This window comes from Falsiroseomonas selenitidurans (genome assembly GCF_012103215.1).
Lineage (GTDB): Bacteria > Pseudomonadota > Alphaproteobacteria > Acetobacterales > Acetobacteraceae > Falsiroseomonas > Falsiroseomonas selenitidurans.
Map to the genome: position 1 here is coordinate 1 of NZ_JAAVNE010000024.1, position 15,758 is coordinate 15,758.

Annotated in this window: 17 protein-coding genes; 5 read left to right on the top strand and 12 right to left on the bottom strand. The window is 72.8% G+C overall.

All coding sequences use genetic code 11. The annotated features are described in order from the left end of the window. Positions 1 to 157 precede the first annotated feature (157 nt). Positions 158 to 916 carry a hypothetical protein gene (locus HEQ75_RS15185; protein WP_168032042.1) on the top strand — a complete coding sequence of 253 codons (759 nt, stop codon included), beginning with the start codon at positions 158 to 160 and terminating at the stop codon, positions 914 to 916. Between the two features lie 316 nt (positions 917 to 1,232). Here HEQ75_RS15185 and HEQ75_RS15190 read toward each other — a convergent pair whose 3' ends face one another. Further along, positions 1,233 to 1,751, bottom strand: a complete 519-nt coding sequence (locus tag HEQ75_RS15190; protein ID WP_168032044.1) for a hypothetical protein — start codon at positions 1,749 to 1,751, stop codon at positions 1,233 to 1,235. Positions 1,752 to 1,832: 81 nt separating this feature from the next. On the opposite strand from HEQ75_RS15190, the gene HEQ75_RS15195 reads away from it, so the two are divergent. From HEQ75_RS15195 to HEQ75_RS15210, 4 genes are all read left to right on the top strand, one after another. Further along, positions 1,833 to 2,483 (top strand): tetratricopeptide repeat protein, encoded by a 651-nt coding sequence (locus tag HEQ75_RS15195; protein WP_168032046.1) that lies wholly within the window; start codon positions 1,833 to 1,835, stop codon positions 2,481 to 2,483. Continuing rightward, positions 2,480 to 3,817 (top strand): outer membrane protein assembly factor BamB family protein, encoded by a 1,338-nt coding sequence (locus tag HEQ75_RS15200; RefSeq protein WP_168032048.1) that lies wholly within the window; start codon positions 2,480 to 2,482, stop codon positions 3,815 to 3,817. The genes HEQ75_RS15195 and HEQ75_RS15200 overlap by 4 nt, the downstream gene beginning before the upstream one ends. 107 nt (positions 3,818 to 3,924) lie before the next feature. Next, a complete protein-coding gene (gene der / locus HEQ75_RS15205) occupies positions 3,925 to 5,262 on the top strand; it encodes a ribosome biogenesis GTPase Der (protein WP_168032050.1) in 1,338 nt (445 codons plus the stop codon). A gap of 54 nt (positions 5,263 to 5,316) precedes the next feature. Then, a complete protein-coding gene (locus HEQ75_RS15210) occupies positions 5,317 to 6,375 on the top strand; it encodes an aromatic ring-hydroxylating oxygenase subunit alpha (protein WP_168032052.1) in 1,059 nt (352 codons plus the stop codon). A 73-nt stretch (positions 6,376 to 6,448) separates the two neighbouring features. Here HEQ75_RS15210 and HEQ75_RS15215 read toward each other — a convergent pair whose 3' ends face one another. The 11 genes from HEQ75_RS15215 to HEQ75_RS15265 all read right to left on the bottom strand — a co-directional run bounded on the left by HEQ75_RS15215 (position 6,449) and on the right by HEQ75_RS15265 (position 15,699). Beyond that, entirely contained in the window at positions 6,449 to 6,853 is a 405-nt protein-coding gene (locus tag HEQ75_RS15215; RefSeq protein WP_168032054.1) for a host attachment family protein, read from the bottom strand. Positions 6,854 to 7,069: 216 nt separating this feature from the next. Continuing rightward, positions 7,070 to 7,669 carry a TetR family transcriptional regulator gene (locus HEQ75_RS15220; protein WP_168032056.1) on the bottom strand — a complete coding sequence of 200 codons (600 nt, stop codon included), beginning with the start codon at positions 7,667 to 7,669 and terminating at the stop codon, positions 7,070 to 7,072. Between the two features lie 9 nt (positions 7,670 to 7,678). Continuing rightward, positions 7,679 to 8,671, bottom strand: a complete 993-nt coding sequence (locus tag HEQ75_RS15225; protein WP_168032058.1) for an aldo/keto reductase — start codon at positions 8,669 to 8,671, stop codon at positions 7,679 to 7,681. A 157-nt stretch (positions 8,672 to 8,828) separates the two neighbouring features. Further along, a complete protein-coding gene (locus HEQ75_RS15230) occupies positions 8,829 to 9,551 on the bottom strand; it encodes an SDR family NAD(P)-dependent oxidoreductase (RefSeq protein ID WP_168032060.1) in 723 nt (240 codons plus the stop codon). A gap of 9 nt (positions 9,552 to 9,560) precedes the next feature. Beyond that, positions 9,561 to 10,016, bottom strand: a complete 456-nt coding sequence (locus HEQ75_RS28810; protein ID WP_168032062.1) for a GNAT family N-acetyltransferase — start codon at positions 10,014 to 10,016, stop codon at positions 9,561 to 9,563. A 7-nt stretch (positions 10,017 to 10,023) separates the two neighbouring features. After that, entirely contained in the window at positions 10,024 to 11,505 is a 1,482-nt protein-coding gene (gene purF, locus HEQ75_RS15240) for an amidophosphoribosyltransferase (RefSeq protein ID WP_168032064.1), read from the bottom strand. 9 nt (positions 11,506 to 11,514) lie between these two features. Continuing rightward, on the bottom strand, positions 11,515 to 12,075 hold the full coding sequence (locus HEQ75_RS15245; protein WP_168032066.1) for a CvpA family protein: 561 nt from the start codon (positions 12,073 to 12,075) through the stop codon (positions 11,515 to 11,517). A 53-nt stretch (positions 12,076 to 12,128) separates the two neighbouring features. Continuing rightward, positions 12,129 to 13,103 (bottom strand): NAD-dependent epimerase/dehydratase family protein, encoded by a 975-nt coding sequence (locus tag HEQ75_RS15250; RefSeq protein WP_168032068.1) that lies wholly within the window; start codon positions 13,101 to 13,103, stop codon positions 12,129 to 12,131. Between the two features lie 56 nt (positions 13,104 to 13,159). Next, positions 13,160 to 14,578 carry a DNA repair protein RadA gene (gene radA / locus HEQ75_RS15255; protein WP_168032070.1) on the bottom strand — a complete coding sequence of 473 codons (1,419 nt, stop codon included), beginning with the start codon at positions 14,576 to 14,578 and terminating at the stop codon, positions 13,160 to 13,162. Between the two features lie 3 nt (positions 14,579 to 14,581). Continuing rightward, positions 14,582 to 15,277 (bottom strand): RES family NAD+ phosphorylase, encoded by a 696-nt coding sequence (locus tag HEQ75_RS15260; RefSeq protein WP_168032072.1) that lies wholly within the window; start codon positions 15,275 to 15,277, stop codon positions 14,582 to 14,584. Beyond that, entirely contained in the window at positions 15,274 to 15,699 is a 426-nt protein-coding gene (locus HEQ75_RS15265) for an antitoxin Xre-like helix-turn-helix domain-containing protein (protein ID WP_168032074.1), read from the bottom strand. Before HEQ75_RS15265 ends, HEQ75_RS15260 begins: the two co-directional genes overlap by 4 nt. Positions 15,700 to 15,758 lie beyond the last annotated feature (59 nt).

Genomic DNA, 15,758 nt, shown 5'->3' on the forward strand with positions numbered 1-15,758 from the left:
CGCCAAGGCCGCCGCGCCGGTCCCGGCCGCCGCCAGGCCCGCTCAGCCCGCCGCAGGCGCCGCTGCCAAGGCCCCCCCGGCCGTCGCGCAATTGGCAACGCCCCCCGCCGGCGTTCCGGCGCGGGCCGAAGCGCCAGCCACCGAGGCCGAGGCTGCCATGCCGGCGCCTGACGCCAGGGCGCTCCTGGCCAGCCGGCCGGTGCTGCCCAGCCGGCCACCCACCGCCGCCTCCCCGCCTGCCGCGCCCGAGGCCGCATCCGGGACAAGGGCCGCCGATCCCCTGGCACCCGCCGCCATCGAGGCTGCGAAGGCGGCCATCACCGCCGGCACCACCGCGCCCCGGCTGGAGGAGCCGGCCGATTGGCTGGCCCTGGCGCGGAGCCTGGACTCGGCCACGACAGGCTGGCGGGCCTTGTTCCTCGGCGGCGTGGTACCGGATCTCGTCGTGGCGGGCGGGCTGTCGGCACGGCGGCGGGCACTGGCGCCCGTGCTGCATGTGGCGGAACCCGACCCAGGCCGTTTCGCCGCGGCGCTCGGCCGGCTGACGGAGGCCGGTTTCACCGAGGCCGAGCGTCGGCTGCTGCAGGCCGCGGTCGGCTCCGACCCCGCCCGCCTGCCGCCGCGGGCCGCCCTGGCCCAGGATCTGGTCGGGCTCGAGACCGCCTGGGACCTGCTGCGCATCGGCCCGCGCGGCAACCTCATCGCCCTGGTCGCCTCGGCCACCGCACTGCTGGGCGAGCGGGTCCGCTGGCTGATGCTGCAGCCCAGCAGCCGGGCGCAGGAACATCTGGCGATCCGCGCCCTGGCGCCAGGGGGCTGGCGCCTGGCGGCGGAGCGGCCGGCGGCACTCAATCTCGACACCCCCGGCACCGCCCTGCGCACGGGCGTGCAGCTCTGGCGCGGCCCGCTGGCCTGATACCCGACGCACGACGTCCCGACCTGCGGCCCGAGCGGCCGCATGGGCGCCGCGGCAAGTGCCGCGAAGCCAAGCCGCGCGGATGCGCGGCGCCTGAGGGGCATGAAGGTGAAACCTTCGTGCGGCAGGTATGGAGACGCCGCCCCAAAGCGGCTGAAGACATCGGATTCACGCCTTGTCGGCCCGGGATGGCGAGCGGCGCCGGCGAATAGGGCGTCGATCGGTCACGACCACCGGCACCCGGCCTGGGTGCCCGTTGATGTCGTCCAGGTTCCGCCTGCGGATCTGGTGCTTTCAGGCGCCGATTCACCGCCGCTCAGGGTGCGGCGGGCGACCCGGCCGGGGGCATCGCACCGGTCGCCGGCGCGGCTGCGGCCATTGGCGGGGTGGCGGCCGCGGCGGGCATCGCCACCGGCTCCACCGCAGGCTGCCCTGCCGGAAGCGTGGGCGGGCCCGTTGCCGCCACGGGCCCCAGCACCGGGTCCGCGACCGGGCGCCCGGCACCGACCGGCGGGCGCAGCCAGCAATCCACGGCGCCGAGCGAGCGTGTGCAATAGGGCTGCGCCGGCGGTGGCGCGGGCAGCGGGGCGCACCAGCTCTCGCCGCGCTCCAGCCGCACCGCCGAGCAATCCCGGCCGGTCGCCAGGCTCGCCACATGGTCCACCGGGGTGCGCCCGGTCAGCACCAGCGACGCGCCGGTCGCCACCAGCATGGGGCCGGCCGTGGCGCTGACGGTCGGGCCGATCTGGCAGCCGGCCAGGCCCAGCAGGACAAGCGCCAGCCCCAGCCGGCGCCAGCCCGGATACGCGGTTTTGAGGATCTCGGGCCGGGTCATGGCCGGAAGCTACGGCGCCGGGCTTAACGCGACCTGTACACGCGGCTATGGTCCGCGCCCCGGTCGACCAAAGGAAAGCCCGTGCCCGACATCTTCGACGAGGTCGAAGAGGACCTTCGCGCCGAACGTGCCCGCCGCCTGGCGCGGCGCTATGGCGGCCTGGGCCTCGGGATCGTGCTGCTGGCCATCGCCGCCGCCGGCGGCGTGCAGGGCTGGCGCTGGTGGCAGGCGCGCGAGGCCGCGACCGCCGCCAACACCTACATGGCGCTGAACGCCACCGCGGCGCGGGAAGGCGCTGACCTGGCGGCCGCCGCCGATGGCTTCGCCGCGCTGGGGCGGGAAGCGCCCTCCGGCTACCGGACCCTGGCCCGGCTGCGCGCCGCCGCGTTGAAGGCGGAGGCCGGCGACACCGTCGCCGCCCTGGCGCTGTGGGACCAGGTGGCGCAGGATCAGGCGGCGGAGCCGCTGTATCGCGACCTGGCGAGCCTGCTCTGGGTCGGCCATGGCCTTGGCACCGCGGACCCGGCGCAGCTGGCCGCGCGCATCGCGCCGCTGACCCAGCCGGGCAATGCCTGGCAGGCCCCGGCGCGGGAATTGGCGGCGCTGGTCGCCATCCGGCGCGGCGAAACGGCGGAAGCCCGCCAGCAATTGCAGGCCCTGGCCGGCGATGCCGCGGCCACACCCGCCCTGCGCGAAAGGGCCCAGCGGCTGGCCGCGGGGCTGGGATCATGATGAACGCACGATACACCCGCCGCACCGGCCTGCTCGGGCTCGCCGCGCTGCTGCCCGGCTGCAGCAGCGCCTATGACAGCCTGTTCGGCTCCTCCAAGCGGCCCCTGCCCGGGGAGCGCCGGACGGTGCTGCGGGCCGACCCGCCCCTGGCCGCCGATTCGGGCCTGGCCGACCGGCCGGTGCAGCTGCCACCGGCCGAGCCCCGGGCGGACTGGCCCCAGGCCGGCGGCCCGCCCAGCCACGCCCCCGGCCATGTCGCCTTCGCCGCCGAGCCGCGCCAGGCCTGGCGCGCCTCGGCCGGTGCCGGCTCCGGCTACCGGCAGCAGCTCACCGCCGGGCCGGTCATCGCCGGCGACAGCCTCTACACCGTCGATTCGGCCGGGGAGGTCTCGGCCTTCGCGCTGGCCGATGGCAGCCGCCGCTGGCGCGTCGCCACCACGCCGGAGGATGAGAGCACCGGGACGGTGGGTGGCGGCGTCGCCTTCGCCGATGGCGTGCTCTACGCCGCCACCGGCCAGGGGGAGGTGCTGGCCCTGGCGCCGGAGGATGGCGCGGTGCGCTGGCGCGTGCGCACCCCCACGCCCACCCGCGGCGCCCCCACCGTGGCCGGCGGCCGCCTCTTCGTGGTGACGCTGGAAAACCACCTGCTGGCGCTGTCCACCGAGGATGGCCGCCGGCTGTGGACGCATCGCGCCGGCGCGCTCGCCACCCTGCCGCTCGGCCTGCCCGCCCCGGCGGTGGAGGGCGAGACGGTGGTGGCCGGCTTCGGCACCGGGGAGTTGGCGGCGCTGCGCGTCAGCGACGGGCGGCTGCTGTGGGCGGAGGGCGTCGGCACTGTCGGCGCCACCAGCCTGGCGGATATCGTCGGCATCACCGGCCTGCCGGTGATCGACCGCGGCCTGGTGATCGCCGCCGGCCTTGGCGACACCACCATCGCGGTGGACCTGCGCAGCGGGCGCCGGCTGTGGGAACGCGCCTTCGGCGGCGGCACCGGGGTTGCAACCGCCGGCGACTGGGCGTTTTCCGTCACCCGTGCCGGGGAAGCCGTGGCCGTGGGGCGGGAGGATGGGCGCATCCGCTGGGTGCGGGAACTCGACCCCTCGCCGGAAGGCGGCCGGCGGCGGGAGGATCCGGCCCGCTTCGGCCAGCCGATCCTGGCCGGCGGCTTCCTGCTGGTGCCCTCCAGCCGGTCCGAACTGCTGATGGTGGCGCCGGGCGATGGGCAGATCGCCGGCCGCGTGCCGCTTTCGGCCGGCGTCACCCTGCCGGGTGCGCTGGCGCAGGGCACGCTGGCGCTGCTGGGCAATGACGGCACGCTGATGGCGCTGCGCTGAGGCGCCGGCGCGTCGGCGCAGCCGCACAGGGCCACGGGCGAAATCGCCCGTCCGTGCTATAGCCGTGTCTGGCCGCGCCTGAAGGCGGCCGGGACATACGGAACATCATGCAGACGGTCGCCATCCTGGGCCGCCCCAATGTGGGCAAATCCTCCCTGTTCAACCGCCTGGCCGGGCGGAAGATCGCGCTGGTCGACGACACCCCCGGCGTCACCCGCGACCGCAAGGAGGTGGAGGCCGAGATCGGCGGCGTGCCCGTCCGGCTGATCGACACGGCAGGGCTGGAGGAAGCGGCGCCGGACACGCTGCCGGGCCGCATGACCGCGAGCAGCGAGGCGGCGCTGCGCCAGGCCGACCTGGTGCTGTTCGTGATCGACGCCCGCGCCGGGCTGACCGCGGCGGACCGCGCCTTCGGCCAGTGGCTGCGCAAGGCGCCGGTGCCGGTGCTGCTGGTGGCCAACAAGGCGGAAGGCCGCAACGGCCTTCAGGCGGCGATGGAGGCCTATGAGCTCGGCCTCGGCGACCCCATCGCGGTCTCGGCCGAACATGGCGACGGCTTCGGCAACCTGCATGACGAGGTGCGCGACCTGCTGCACGCGGAACCCCGCCGCGGCAAGGGCGAGGCGCGCGAGCGGCCGCTGCGGCTGGCCATCCTCGGCCGGCCGAATGCCGGCAAATCCACGCTGATGAACGCCCTGCTGGGCGAGGAACGCATGATCACCGGGCCGGAGCCGGGCCTGACGCGCGATGCGATCAGCGTCGAGTTTCGCGACGAGGAAGGCCTGATCCGGCTGGTGGACACCGCCGGCCTGCGCAAGAAGGCGCGGATCGAGAAGCTGCTGGAGAAGATGTCGACCGAGGCCAGCATCGCCGCGCTGAAGGAGGCGGAGGTGGTGATCCTGGTGGTCGATGCCATCCAGGGCATGGATGAGCAGGATTTGCGCATCGGCCGGCTGGCAGAACGCGAGGGCCGCGCGCTGGTGATCGCCTTCAACAAGTGGGACGCGGTGGAAGACCGCACCGCCACGCGCCGCAAGCTGGACGACACGCTGATGGCCAGCTTCGCGCAGATGAAGGGCATCACCGTGGTGCCGATCTCCGCCGCCAATGGCCGCGGGCTGGACCGGCTGATGCCCGCCGTGCGCGCCGCCTATGGCCTGTGGAACCGCCGCGTGCCGACCGGCGAGCTGAACCGCTGGTTCGAGGTGATGAAGGAACGCCACCAGCCGCCGCTGGTGGAGGGCAAGCGGATCAAGCTGCGCTACGCCACCATGCCCAAGGCCCGGCCGCCGACCATCGCCGTCTTCGGCACGCGGGCAGAGCAGCTGCCGGAGGATTACCGCCGCTACCTGGTGAACAGCTTCCGCGAGCAGTTCGAGATGCCCGGCGTGCCCATCCGCCTGCATCTGCGCGGCACCGACAACCCCTACGCCGAGGAGGAATAGGGCTGGCATCGCGTTTGCTAGCCCGTCCGGCGGACCCTGCCGGAGTTCTCGGACATGCTCGCCACGCAGCACCCCGTCTTCCGCCGCTTCTGGTACCCGATCTTCCAGCTTGAGGAGCTTGCCGCCGGGCCGCGCGGCTTCCGCCTGCTGGGTGAGGATATCGTGCTGTGGCTGGACGAGGCGGGCGCCCCGGCCTGCCTGCAGGACCGCTGCCCGCACCGATCGGCCAAGCTGTCGGTCGATTCCACCGTGGTGAAGGGGGCGCTGGCCTGCGGCTATCACGGCTGGGAATTCGCTCGCAGCGGCACCTGCCTGTTCGTGCCGCAGATGCCGGAATTGCGGGCCGGCGCGCGCAGCGCCGCAAAGCCCTATGCCTGCGTGGCGCGCTACGGCTTCGCCTGGGTCTGCCTGGACGAGAACCCGCTGCTGCCGATCCCCGACCTGCCGCATGCGGAGGACCAAGGCTTCCGCCAGATCTTCGAATACGCCGAGGATTGGGAGGCCAACTTCCTGCGGGTGGCGGAGAATGCGCTGGATGTCGGGCATGTCGCCTTCGTCCATCGCGCCACCATCGGCGACGACAGCAAGCCCACCATGCCGCGGTTGACCCTGGTGCCGATGCCACATGGGGTGAACTTCCGCTGCGACCTGCCGGTGGCCAACCGCGCCGACCAGCAGCGCAACCTGCGCATCGCGGCGCCGGAGACGGTGCGCAAGGCGGACATCAAATGGCTGATGCCCGGCGCCTTCACCCTGCACTTCACCTATCCGAACGGCCTCGTCCACGCGATCTGCGGCTTTGCCACGCCGATCGACGACCAGCGCTGCCGCCGCATCCAGTTCGTCTACCGCAGCGACACGGAGGCCGAGGCGCCGGGCGCCGCCATCGCCGCCTTCGACCGCCGGGTGGGCAGCGAGGATCGCCGCCTGCTGGAATCCTGCCCCGCCGACTTCCCGCTGGACCCGAAGGCGGAGGCGCACATGATCCTGGACCGGCCAAGCCTGGTGATGCGCCAGATGCTGCGCCGCCTGCTGCGCGACCACGACCCGAACGCGCATCTGGCGGCGCATGAACTGGCGGCGCCGGACACGCTGGCGGTCGAAGCGGCCTGACCGGCGCAGGCCGCGCCCCTGGCCAGGGGATCGCGGCCAACGGCGCCCCGGCCGCCGGTTCCCGACTGCTCGCTCAGGCCGCGGCGATCGCCGCCTCGATGTCCTTGATGGCGTGGCCGGTCAGGTCCTTCGGGATCTCGCCGAGCAGCTTCGCGGACAGGGTCTTGTGGTAATGCTTGCGCAATTCGCCCAGCGTCCGGGGCGCGGCGATGATGACCAGGCTGTCGACATGGCCGGCCAACACCTGCTTGTTCAGCATCCCGGCGATTCCGGCGGCGAAGCCATCCTCACTCTGCTGGCTGTCATCGGGGTTGGCGGCGCTGCTGCCGTGGCCGCCGGCACCGCCCCGGGGGTCGCTGTCCATGTCTGGGGGTTGCAGGGCGGTGAGCCTCGGCGCGGCGGCGTCGCCGCTGTTCCTGTAGAGGTTCAGCTTCTCGCCGTCGGCGACGGCGACAAAGGCGTTGTTCGGAAGCAGCATGACATCTCCTGGGCCGCAGGGGCCGCATCGCGCCCATGGCCGGCACGGCCGGGGGGGCGGGCGGCTCCCCGGTTCGGAAGCTCAACGCGCCAGCATGCCGTTTCGCTCCCTGCCCTCCGGCCCGGTGGGGGCCGCCGTCTGCCGGCGGACCGGTCCTCCGAAGGCGCGGCCGTTTCGGCCGCGTGCCGCGAAGCCTCGCCGCGAGCGGATCGGACATCAGGCCGGGCCGAGGCCCTTCACGAGCAGGGCGAGCAGCGCCTCCAGCCGCGCCGGCGCCGTCTCGTCCGCGGCCTGTTCGCGGACCAGGTGCGGGTGGTGGAACCGCATCGTGGCTTCGAGGAGCAACTGCGCCGTGGCATCCGGGTCCGGCACCCGCCAGTCTCCCGCGGCCTGCCCCTGCCGCAGGATGGTCGCGACATGCTGGCGCAGCGTCGCCACATGCGCGGCCACCGCATCCCGGTGTTCCTCGGCCAGCAGGTGGTAGGCGGCGAACAGCTCCGGATCGCCCAGCACCTTCTGGCGCTTCAGCCCGGCCAGGGTGCGGATGTAGCGGGCGAGTCGCGCCGGGGCTTCCTCCGGGCCGGTGACGATGGGCTCCAGCGGTTCCACCACCGCATGCAGCCAGCGCGCCACCACCGCTTCCCGCAGCGCCGCCTTGCTGGGGAAGTGGCGGTAGACATTGCCATGGCTCATCCCCAGCGCGCGGGCCACATCCACCACCGTGGCCTTGGCCGGGCCGTGGCGGCGGATCAGCGCCTCGGCGGCGTCCAGCATGCGCAGCGCGGCGGGTTCGGCGGTGGCGGGGGCTTCGGGCATGATCCCTTTTCAGGCGGCCGGGCGCTCGCTGTCCAGCAGGGCCATCTGATGCGCGTCATAGCGGGTGCCGGCGACGGCCTCCGCCGGCACCGCCGCCTCCAGCGCCGCCAGCTCCTCCGGCTGCAGATGCAGCGCCAGCGCGCCGAGCGCCTCCGCCAGCCGCTCCGGGCGCCTGGCGCCGACCAGCGGGATGACGTGCGGGCCCTTTGCCAGCGCCCAGGCGATGGCCATCTGCGCCGGCGTCGCGCCGCGTTCTGCGGCCAGGGCGGCCAGGGCCGCCGCCAGCGCCTGGTTGCGCACCAGGTTGGCGCCCTGGAAGCGCGGCGAATGGGCGCGGAAATCGCCGCGGCCCTGCGGCAGGCTGCCGCCCAGCAGGCCGCGCCCGAGCACGCCATAGGCGCTGAGCGCGATGCCGAGTTCGGCCAGCACCGGCAGGATCGCCGCCTCCGGCCCGCGCGACATCAGGGAATACTCGATCTGCAGCGCGGCGATGGGGTGGGTGGCGTGCGCCCGGCGGATGGTCTCCGCGCCCATTTCGGAAAGCCCGACATGGCGCACATGGCCGGCCGCCACGAGGTCCGCGATCGCGCCCACCGTCTCCTCGATCGGCACGGCGGGGTCGAGGCGTGCCGGCTGGTAGAGGTCGACATGGTCGGTGCCGAGCCGCTTCAGCGTGTAGGCCAGCGCGGTCTTCACCGCCGCCGGCCGGCCGTCGAAGCCCAGGAAGGCGCCGGTCGGGTCGCGCTGGGCGCCGAACTTCACGGCCAGGAAGGCGCGCTGCCGGCGCGTGCCCTTCAGCGCCTCCCGCAGCAGCAGTTCATTGTGGCCCATGCCGTAGAAATCGCCAGTGTCGAACCAGGTGATGCCGGCTTCCTGAGCGGCATGGATGGTGGCGATCGAGGTCGCCTCATCCGCCGGGCCGTAGAAATCGGACATGCCCATGCAGCCGAGGCCGAGGGCGGAAATGCGGGGCCCGGTCGGGCCAAGGCTGCGGAATTCCATGCGAACTGCTCCGTCACGTCGCGGTGTGGCAGGCAGATGGGCATGGCAATGACGAATGACAATAGACAGATTTTGTCATTCTTCCGACGTCTCGCCCCGGGCGCCCTGGCGTGGCAGCCGTTCGGCGGGCGCCGGTGCCGATCAACGGGATTGGGTATCACCCGGGTTGGAACAGCACCCTTTCCCCGTGCCGCGTCTCCGCCGGCAGGCACAGCGCGGCCAGGGCCGGGGCGACCTCGGCGGGCTGGGTCAGGCGGCTTGGGTCCTCGCCCGGCATGGCCTGGGCGCGCATCTTCGTCGCCACGATATCGGGGTCGAACAGGTTCACCCGCAGCCGGGTGTTGACCACCTCCGCCGCCCAGGTCTGCACCAGGTGCTCCATGCCCGCCTTGGTGGCGCCATACAGGCCCCAATAGGGCTTCGGCCGCAGCACGCGGCCGGTGGTGACGAACACCGCCCGCCCGGCCTCCGCCGCGCGCAGTGGCGGGTCGCAGGACCGGATCAGCCGCCAGGCGGCGCTCAGGTTCACGCCCACCGTCTCCGCCCAATCCTTCGGCTCGATATGCGCCACGGGCGTCAGCTTGTTCAGCACCCCGGCATTGTGCACCAGGATGTCCAGCCGCCCGAAGCGCTCCATGATGGAGGCGCCGAGCAGGTCCAGCTGCTTGTCGGCATCCTTGTGCAGGTCCAGCGGCAGCAGCGTGGCGCCGCGGCCGGTGGCGGCGCGGATGGCGTCATCCGTCTCCTCCAGCCCGCCCTGGGTGCGGGCCAGCAGGACCAGCTGCGCGCCCAGCCGGGCAAGCTCCACGGCCAGGGCCGCGCCAATGCCGCGGGAAGCGCCGGTGACCAGGGCCACGCGGTCTTGCAGGGGAAGCGTCACACGGAAATCCTAATGCTGCAGGGCGCGGCGCATCAGCACGACCTCGCGCCCCTTGTCCCATTCCAGTCCCATGCGCTGCCAACCCAGCCGCGCATAAAGCCCCTCGGCGCGGGAGGTGTAGAGGAAGATCTCCGCCACCCCGGCCTGCCGCGCAAACGCCTCCACACGCCGGACCAGCGCGCTGGCATGGCCACGCAGCCGGTGCGCCGGCTGCACCACCACGCCGGCCAGCCACGGCGTCAGGTCCGGCCGCGACTCCAGGTCCTGGCAGACCAGGCTCGCCGTTCCCACCGGCTCCGCCGCCGCGAAGCAGACGAAGGTCTCCTCCGGCCCCCGCTTCGGCGCCAGCAGCGCCGCCAGCATCCGCGCCTCGGTCCAGGGGCCGGGTCCCTGGAAGAACGCCTCGATCCGCCAGGCGGCGACGAGCGGGGCCAGGTCCGGCCGGTCGGAGAGCGCGACGATCACGCCGAGCCTACCGGTTGGCGACCTGCAACAGCGGCAGCGGGCGTTCGGAATTGTCCTGCTGGTCGAGCAGCGGGATGGCGTAGTCGCCGGTGAAGCAGGCGTCGCAATAGGCCGGCGCGGCGGCATCGCGGCCGGGGCGGCCGAGGGCACGGTACAGCCCGTCCAGCGAGATGAAGCCCAGGCTGTCGGCGCCGATGATCCGCGCCATTTCCGCCACGTCGTGCTTCGCCGCCAGCAGCTTGGAGCGTTCCGGCGTGTCGATGCCGTAGAAGCAGGAATGCGTGGTGGGGGGGGAGGAGATGCGCATATGCACCTCCGTCGCGCCCGCCTGGCGCACCATCTCCACGATCTTGCGGCTGGTGGTGCCGCGGACGATGCTGTCATCCACCAGCACCACGCGCTTGCCCTCGATCATGGACCGGTTGGCGCTGTGCTTCAGCTTCACGCCGAGGTTGCGGATCTGGTCCGTCGGCTCGATGAAGGTGCGGCCGACATAGTGGTTGCGGATGATGCCGAGCTCGAAGGGAATGCCGGCCTCCGCCGCATAGCCCATCGCCGCCGGCACGCCGCTGTCCGGCACCGGTACGATGACATCGGCCGCCACGCCCGATTCACGCGCCAGCTCCGCGCCGATGCGCTTGCGCGTGTCGTAGACCGGGGTGCCTTCCACGATGGAATCGGGACGGGCGAAGTAGATGTACTCGAAGATGCAGAAGCGCGGGCTGGCCGGCCGGGCGAAGGGGCGGATCGAGCGCACGCCGGCATCGTCGATCAGCACGATCTCGCCCGGCTCCACATCGCGCACGAAATCGGCGCCGACGATATCCAGCCCGCAGGTCTCGCTCGACAGCACGAAGCCGCCGGCGGCCAGCTTGCCCAGCACCAGCGGCCGCACGCCCAGCGGGTCCCGCGCGCCGATCAGCGCGCCGTTGTGCAGCGCCACCAGGCTGTAGGCGCCCTGCACCTGCTTCAGCGCATCGATCAGCCGGTCCATCACGGTGGAGTACAGGCTGATGGCGATGAGGTGGATGAACACCTCGCTGTCCGTGGTGGACTGGAACAGGCAGCCGCGGCGCACCAGAGCGCGCTTCAGCACATGCGCATTGGTCAGGTTGCCGTTATGCGCCACGGCGAAGCCGCCGAACTCGAAATCCGCATAGAGCGGCTGGACATTGCGCAGCGCCGTCTCGCCCGTGGTGGCGTAGCGGTTGTGGCCCAGCGCGGCATGGCCGGGCAGGCCGGCGATGACGGCGGCGTTGCTGAAATTGTCGCCCACCAGCCCGCGGCCCTTATGGGCATGGAACTGCCCCTGGGGCGCGAGCGAGACGATGCCCGCCGCCTCCTGCCCCCGGTGCTGCAGGGCGTGCAGGCCGAGCGCCGTGAGCGCCGCCGCATCCGGGCTGCCCCAGACGCCGACGACGCCGCATTCCTCATGCGGGTGGTCGTCGTCGCCGATATCCCATTGGCTGGCAGCGGGGGCGTCGGTCATGCGTGTCCTTCAGATCCGGCTGCGCGCGGGGGGGCGCAACAACTGATCCATGCTCGGGTCCTGGCGGCCCGTGCCATCCGGCAGGCGCGGGCGGAATTCCTCGGGCAGATGCGCCACCACCCAGGCCGCGCCATCGGCGGCCAGGGGCAGGGAACGCGCCTGCCGCACCGGCTCCGGCCAGCGATCGGTGGCCGGCAGCACCAGCCCGGCCACGATATAGGCAATCACGATGACGAAAGCACCCCGCGCCAGCCCGAAGACCAGTCCCAGCACGCGGTCAACGCCACCCAGGGCCGAGCGCTGCACATGGCCGGCCAGCCAGGCGATCAGCAGCTTCATGACCACCAGCGCCAGCAGGAACACCGCGCCCACCGCGACGCCCGTTGCCAGCCAGGGCGGTTCCACATAATCCGCGGCCAGCGGGCTGGTCTGGGGCTCCACGACGATGGCGAGCACGATCGCGCCCGCCCAGGCGCCCACGCCCAGAACCTCGCGCACCAGCCCCCGGAAATAGGCGAGCCCGGCCGAGATCAGCAGCACGGCGAGGACGACGGCATCAACCCAGGTCATTGCGCCTGCCTATAGCGGTCGGGGGGGCGGGTGTCATCGTGGCTTGGCTGACATCACGCCCGGTGCCAGTCCCGGAACCAGGCGACGAAGCGCGGAATGCCCTCCTCCAGCGTCGTGCGCGGGGCGAAGCCGGCCAGGGCCTGGATGGCGGTGATGTCGGCAAAGGTCTCCTCCACATCCGCCACCGGGCGCGGCGCGGTGCGGATCTCCGCGCGGCGGCCCAGCCCTTCCTCCAGCAGCCGCACCAGCGTCGTCACCGCTTCCGCCCGGTGGTTGCCGATGTTGAGCAGCCGCGCCGGTTCGCCCGCGGCGGGCGGATGCGGCAGGCAGCCGAGGATGCCCTCGACGATGTCGTCAATATAGGTGAAGTCCCGCTTCAGCCGCCCGCCCTCGTAGAGCGTGATCGGCTCCCCGGCCGCGATCGCACGGGCGAAGCTGTAATAGGCCATGTCCGGCCGGCCCCAGGGGCCATAGACGGTGAAGAAGCGCAGCCCCGTCTGCGGCAGCCCGTAAAGGTGGCTGTAGGCCTGGCCGATCAGCTCATCCGCCCGCTTGGTCGCGGCGTAAAGCGAGACGGGGCGGTCCACCCGGTCCGTCTCCCGGAACGGCAGTTCCGTGTTGCCGCCATAGACGGAGGAGGAGGAGGCATAGACGAAATGCCGCAGCGCCGGCATCCGCCGCGCCTGCTCCAGCAGCACCACCTGGCCCATGACGTTGGAGGCGACATAGGCGTAGGGGTCGATCATGGAGTAGCGGACGCCGGCCTGGGCGGCCAGGTGCACCACCTCCGTCACCGCCGCCAGCACCGGGGCCAGCGCAGCCTCCATCGCCGCGCGGTCGGCCAGGTCCACGCGGAGGAAGCGGAATCCGGGCAGCGCCGCCAGCCGCGCCAGCCGCGCCTCCTTCAGCGCCACGTCATAGTAGCTGTTGACGTTGTCGAGGCCGATCACCGCTTCACCGCGCGCCAGCAGCGCGGCGGCGACGAAGGATCCGACGAAGCCCGCCGCGCCCGTGACCAGGATCGCCATGCCCTACCCGTCTCCCGCAAAACCGGCGCAGTAGCGCCGTCAGTCCGGGCCGGCCGTCAAGCCTTGCCCGGCTCCGCCGGCGCGCGCCGCTTCACCGTCTGCGCTGCGAAAACGGCGACGAGGTCCGCAAGATGCCCGGTCTCGGCCAGTTGCAGCCCCGGCACCGCGGCCGGCGGGGCGCTGCCGCGGGCGGCACGGCGCGGCAGGGTGGCGGCGGTGAAGCCCAGCTTCTGCGCCTCCCGCAGCCTGGTGTCGGCCTGGCTGACCTGCCGCACCTCCCCCGAAAGCCCGACCTCGCCGAAATAGACCGCGCCGGGGTCGGTCGGCCGGTCCGTCGCCGCCGAGATCAGCGCCGCCGCCACGGCGAGGTCCGCCGCCGGTTCCGCGATCCGCAGCCCGCCGGCGATGTTGAGGTAGACGTCGTTCATCCCGACGCCGAGGCCGCAGCGCGTCTCCAGCACCGCCAGCAGCATCGCCAGCCGGCCCGAATCCCAGCCCACCACCTGCCGCCGCGGGCTGCCGCCGGCGGAAGGCGAGAGCAGGCACTGCACCTCCACCAGCACCGGCCGCGTGCCCTCGATGCCCGCGAACACGGCGCTGCCGGAGACATTGCCGCGGCGTTCCGCGAGGAACAGGGCGGAGGGGTTGGCGACCTCGACCAGGCCGCGCTCCGTCATCTCGAAAACGCCGATCTCATCCGTGGCGCCGTAGCGGTTCTTCACCGCGCGCAAAATGCGGAACTGGTGGCCGCGGTCGCCTTCGAAATACAGCGTGGCGTCCACCATGTGCTCCAGCACCCGCGGCCCGGCCAGGGTGCCTTCCTTGGTGACATGGCCGACCAGGACGATGGCGAAACCGCGCGCCTTGGCGAGGCGGATCAGCTCCGCCGCGCAGGCGCGCACCTGGCTGACGGTGCCGGGCGCGGAATCCAGCGCATCGAGCCAGACGGTCTGGATCGAATCGATGATGACCAGCGCCACCTCGCCCTCCCCCTCCAGGCTCGCCACGATGTCGCGCAGGCTGGTGGCGGCGGCGAGGCCCATGGGAGAGTCGGTCAGGCCGAGCCGCGCGGCGCGCAGCCGCACCTGCTCCACCGCCTCCTCCCCCGAGATGTAGAGGCTGCGGCGGCCGGAGGAGGCGATGCGGGCGGCGGCCTGCAGCAGGATGGTGGATTTGCCGATGCCCGGATCGCCGCCGACCAGCACGGCGGAGGCCGGCACCAGCCCGCCCCCCAGCACCCGGTCCAGCTCCGCGATACCGGTCAGGATGCGCGCCGGCGGCGCGGATTTTCCCTTCAGCCCGACGAATTCCACCCGCCGCCCGCCCGCCGCCTTGGCCGCCGGGCCGGGGCCACGCGGCTCGGCCACTTCCTCGGCCAGCGTGTTCCACTCGCCGCAGGCATCGCAGCGGCCCTGCCATTTCGGGTAGGGCGCGCCGCAGGCCTGGCAGATGAAGCGGGTGACGGGCTTGGCCATGGTCTAGGGCGTGACCTGCTCGATGTGGGGCGCCGGGCGGCCGGACCAGCGCAGGCGCCAGATCGCGCCCTGCGCGGGGGATTGCACGGCATGCGGCCACAACGCCACCAGGCAGGTGCCGCCCGGGTCGCGGATGGAGGGGTAGAGGATGCCGTTATGCCCCGCGGCCATCACCTGCGCCGCCAGCGCATTGCCGGCAGGGTAGCCGATGCCGGGGTCCGGATGCAGGCAGGCGGGCGGTGGCGGCGGCAGGTCCCGCAGATCCAGGAAGGCACCGGCGAAGGCGGCATGCATCTCCACATACGCGACCTCGGCCTCGTATCGGCCGGCATCGGCCAGGTGGCCGGTCATGTGGTGCGCGACCTCGGCCAGCGCCGTTCGCACGGCCAGCGCGGCATACCAGGCGCCGCGCTCCGGCCCGTTGAAGCGGTTCAGGCCACGCGGGCGGGCATAGGCGAAGGCGGCGTTGACGAAGGCGGCGTGCGGCACCCGCGCCACCAGATCCTCCGGCGGCAGGCCGGGCAGAAGGCCGCTGGCGGCGTTCAGCCGGGCGCTGGTGGCCCCTTCCAGCGCCGCGAGCAGGGTGAATTCCTCCTCCGTATCGACCAGCGCGCGCAGCACGGAGTCGCGCAGCCGGGCCGTGGTGACCAGGCGGATGGTGCGGGGCAGCGCCAGGGTGCGGAGAGGAAAACCGTTCACAGCCCGCCGCGCATCGCATCCACATGCCGCCGCGCCTCGATCAGCCGGGGAATGCCGCCCTCGATCATCGCGGCGACGGGCGAGGCGCCGCCGAAAAGCGGGTTGCGGTTGGGCAGGCGCGGCCAGCGATCGGCCATGGCATCCGCGAACAGCAGGTGAAGCGCCTTGAACAGGCCGATCAAAGCGGAGGCGCGGGTGAGCTGGTCCTGCGACAGCGTGCCCGCCCAGCGCCCGGCCCGCATCCGGTCCCAGGTCGTGGCCGAGACGCCGAGCAGGGCGGCGGCTTCCTGCCCCGTCAACTGCCAGGCCTCTGCCAGCCGCAGCAGCGCCTTCAGCGCGACGGGGGTGAAGCGGTCCCGCTCCGCCTCGCTGGCGAAGCCGGGAAGAGTGGCGGGTAGGGGGGAAAGCGCAGCGACCGGCATAACAGCCTCCATCTGATGCTCAAGGTGGCACCAGATGGGGATCAATTCAAGTTTTGTTC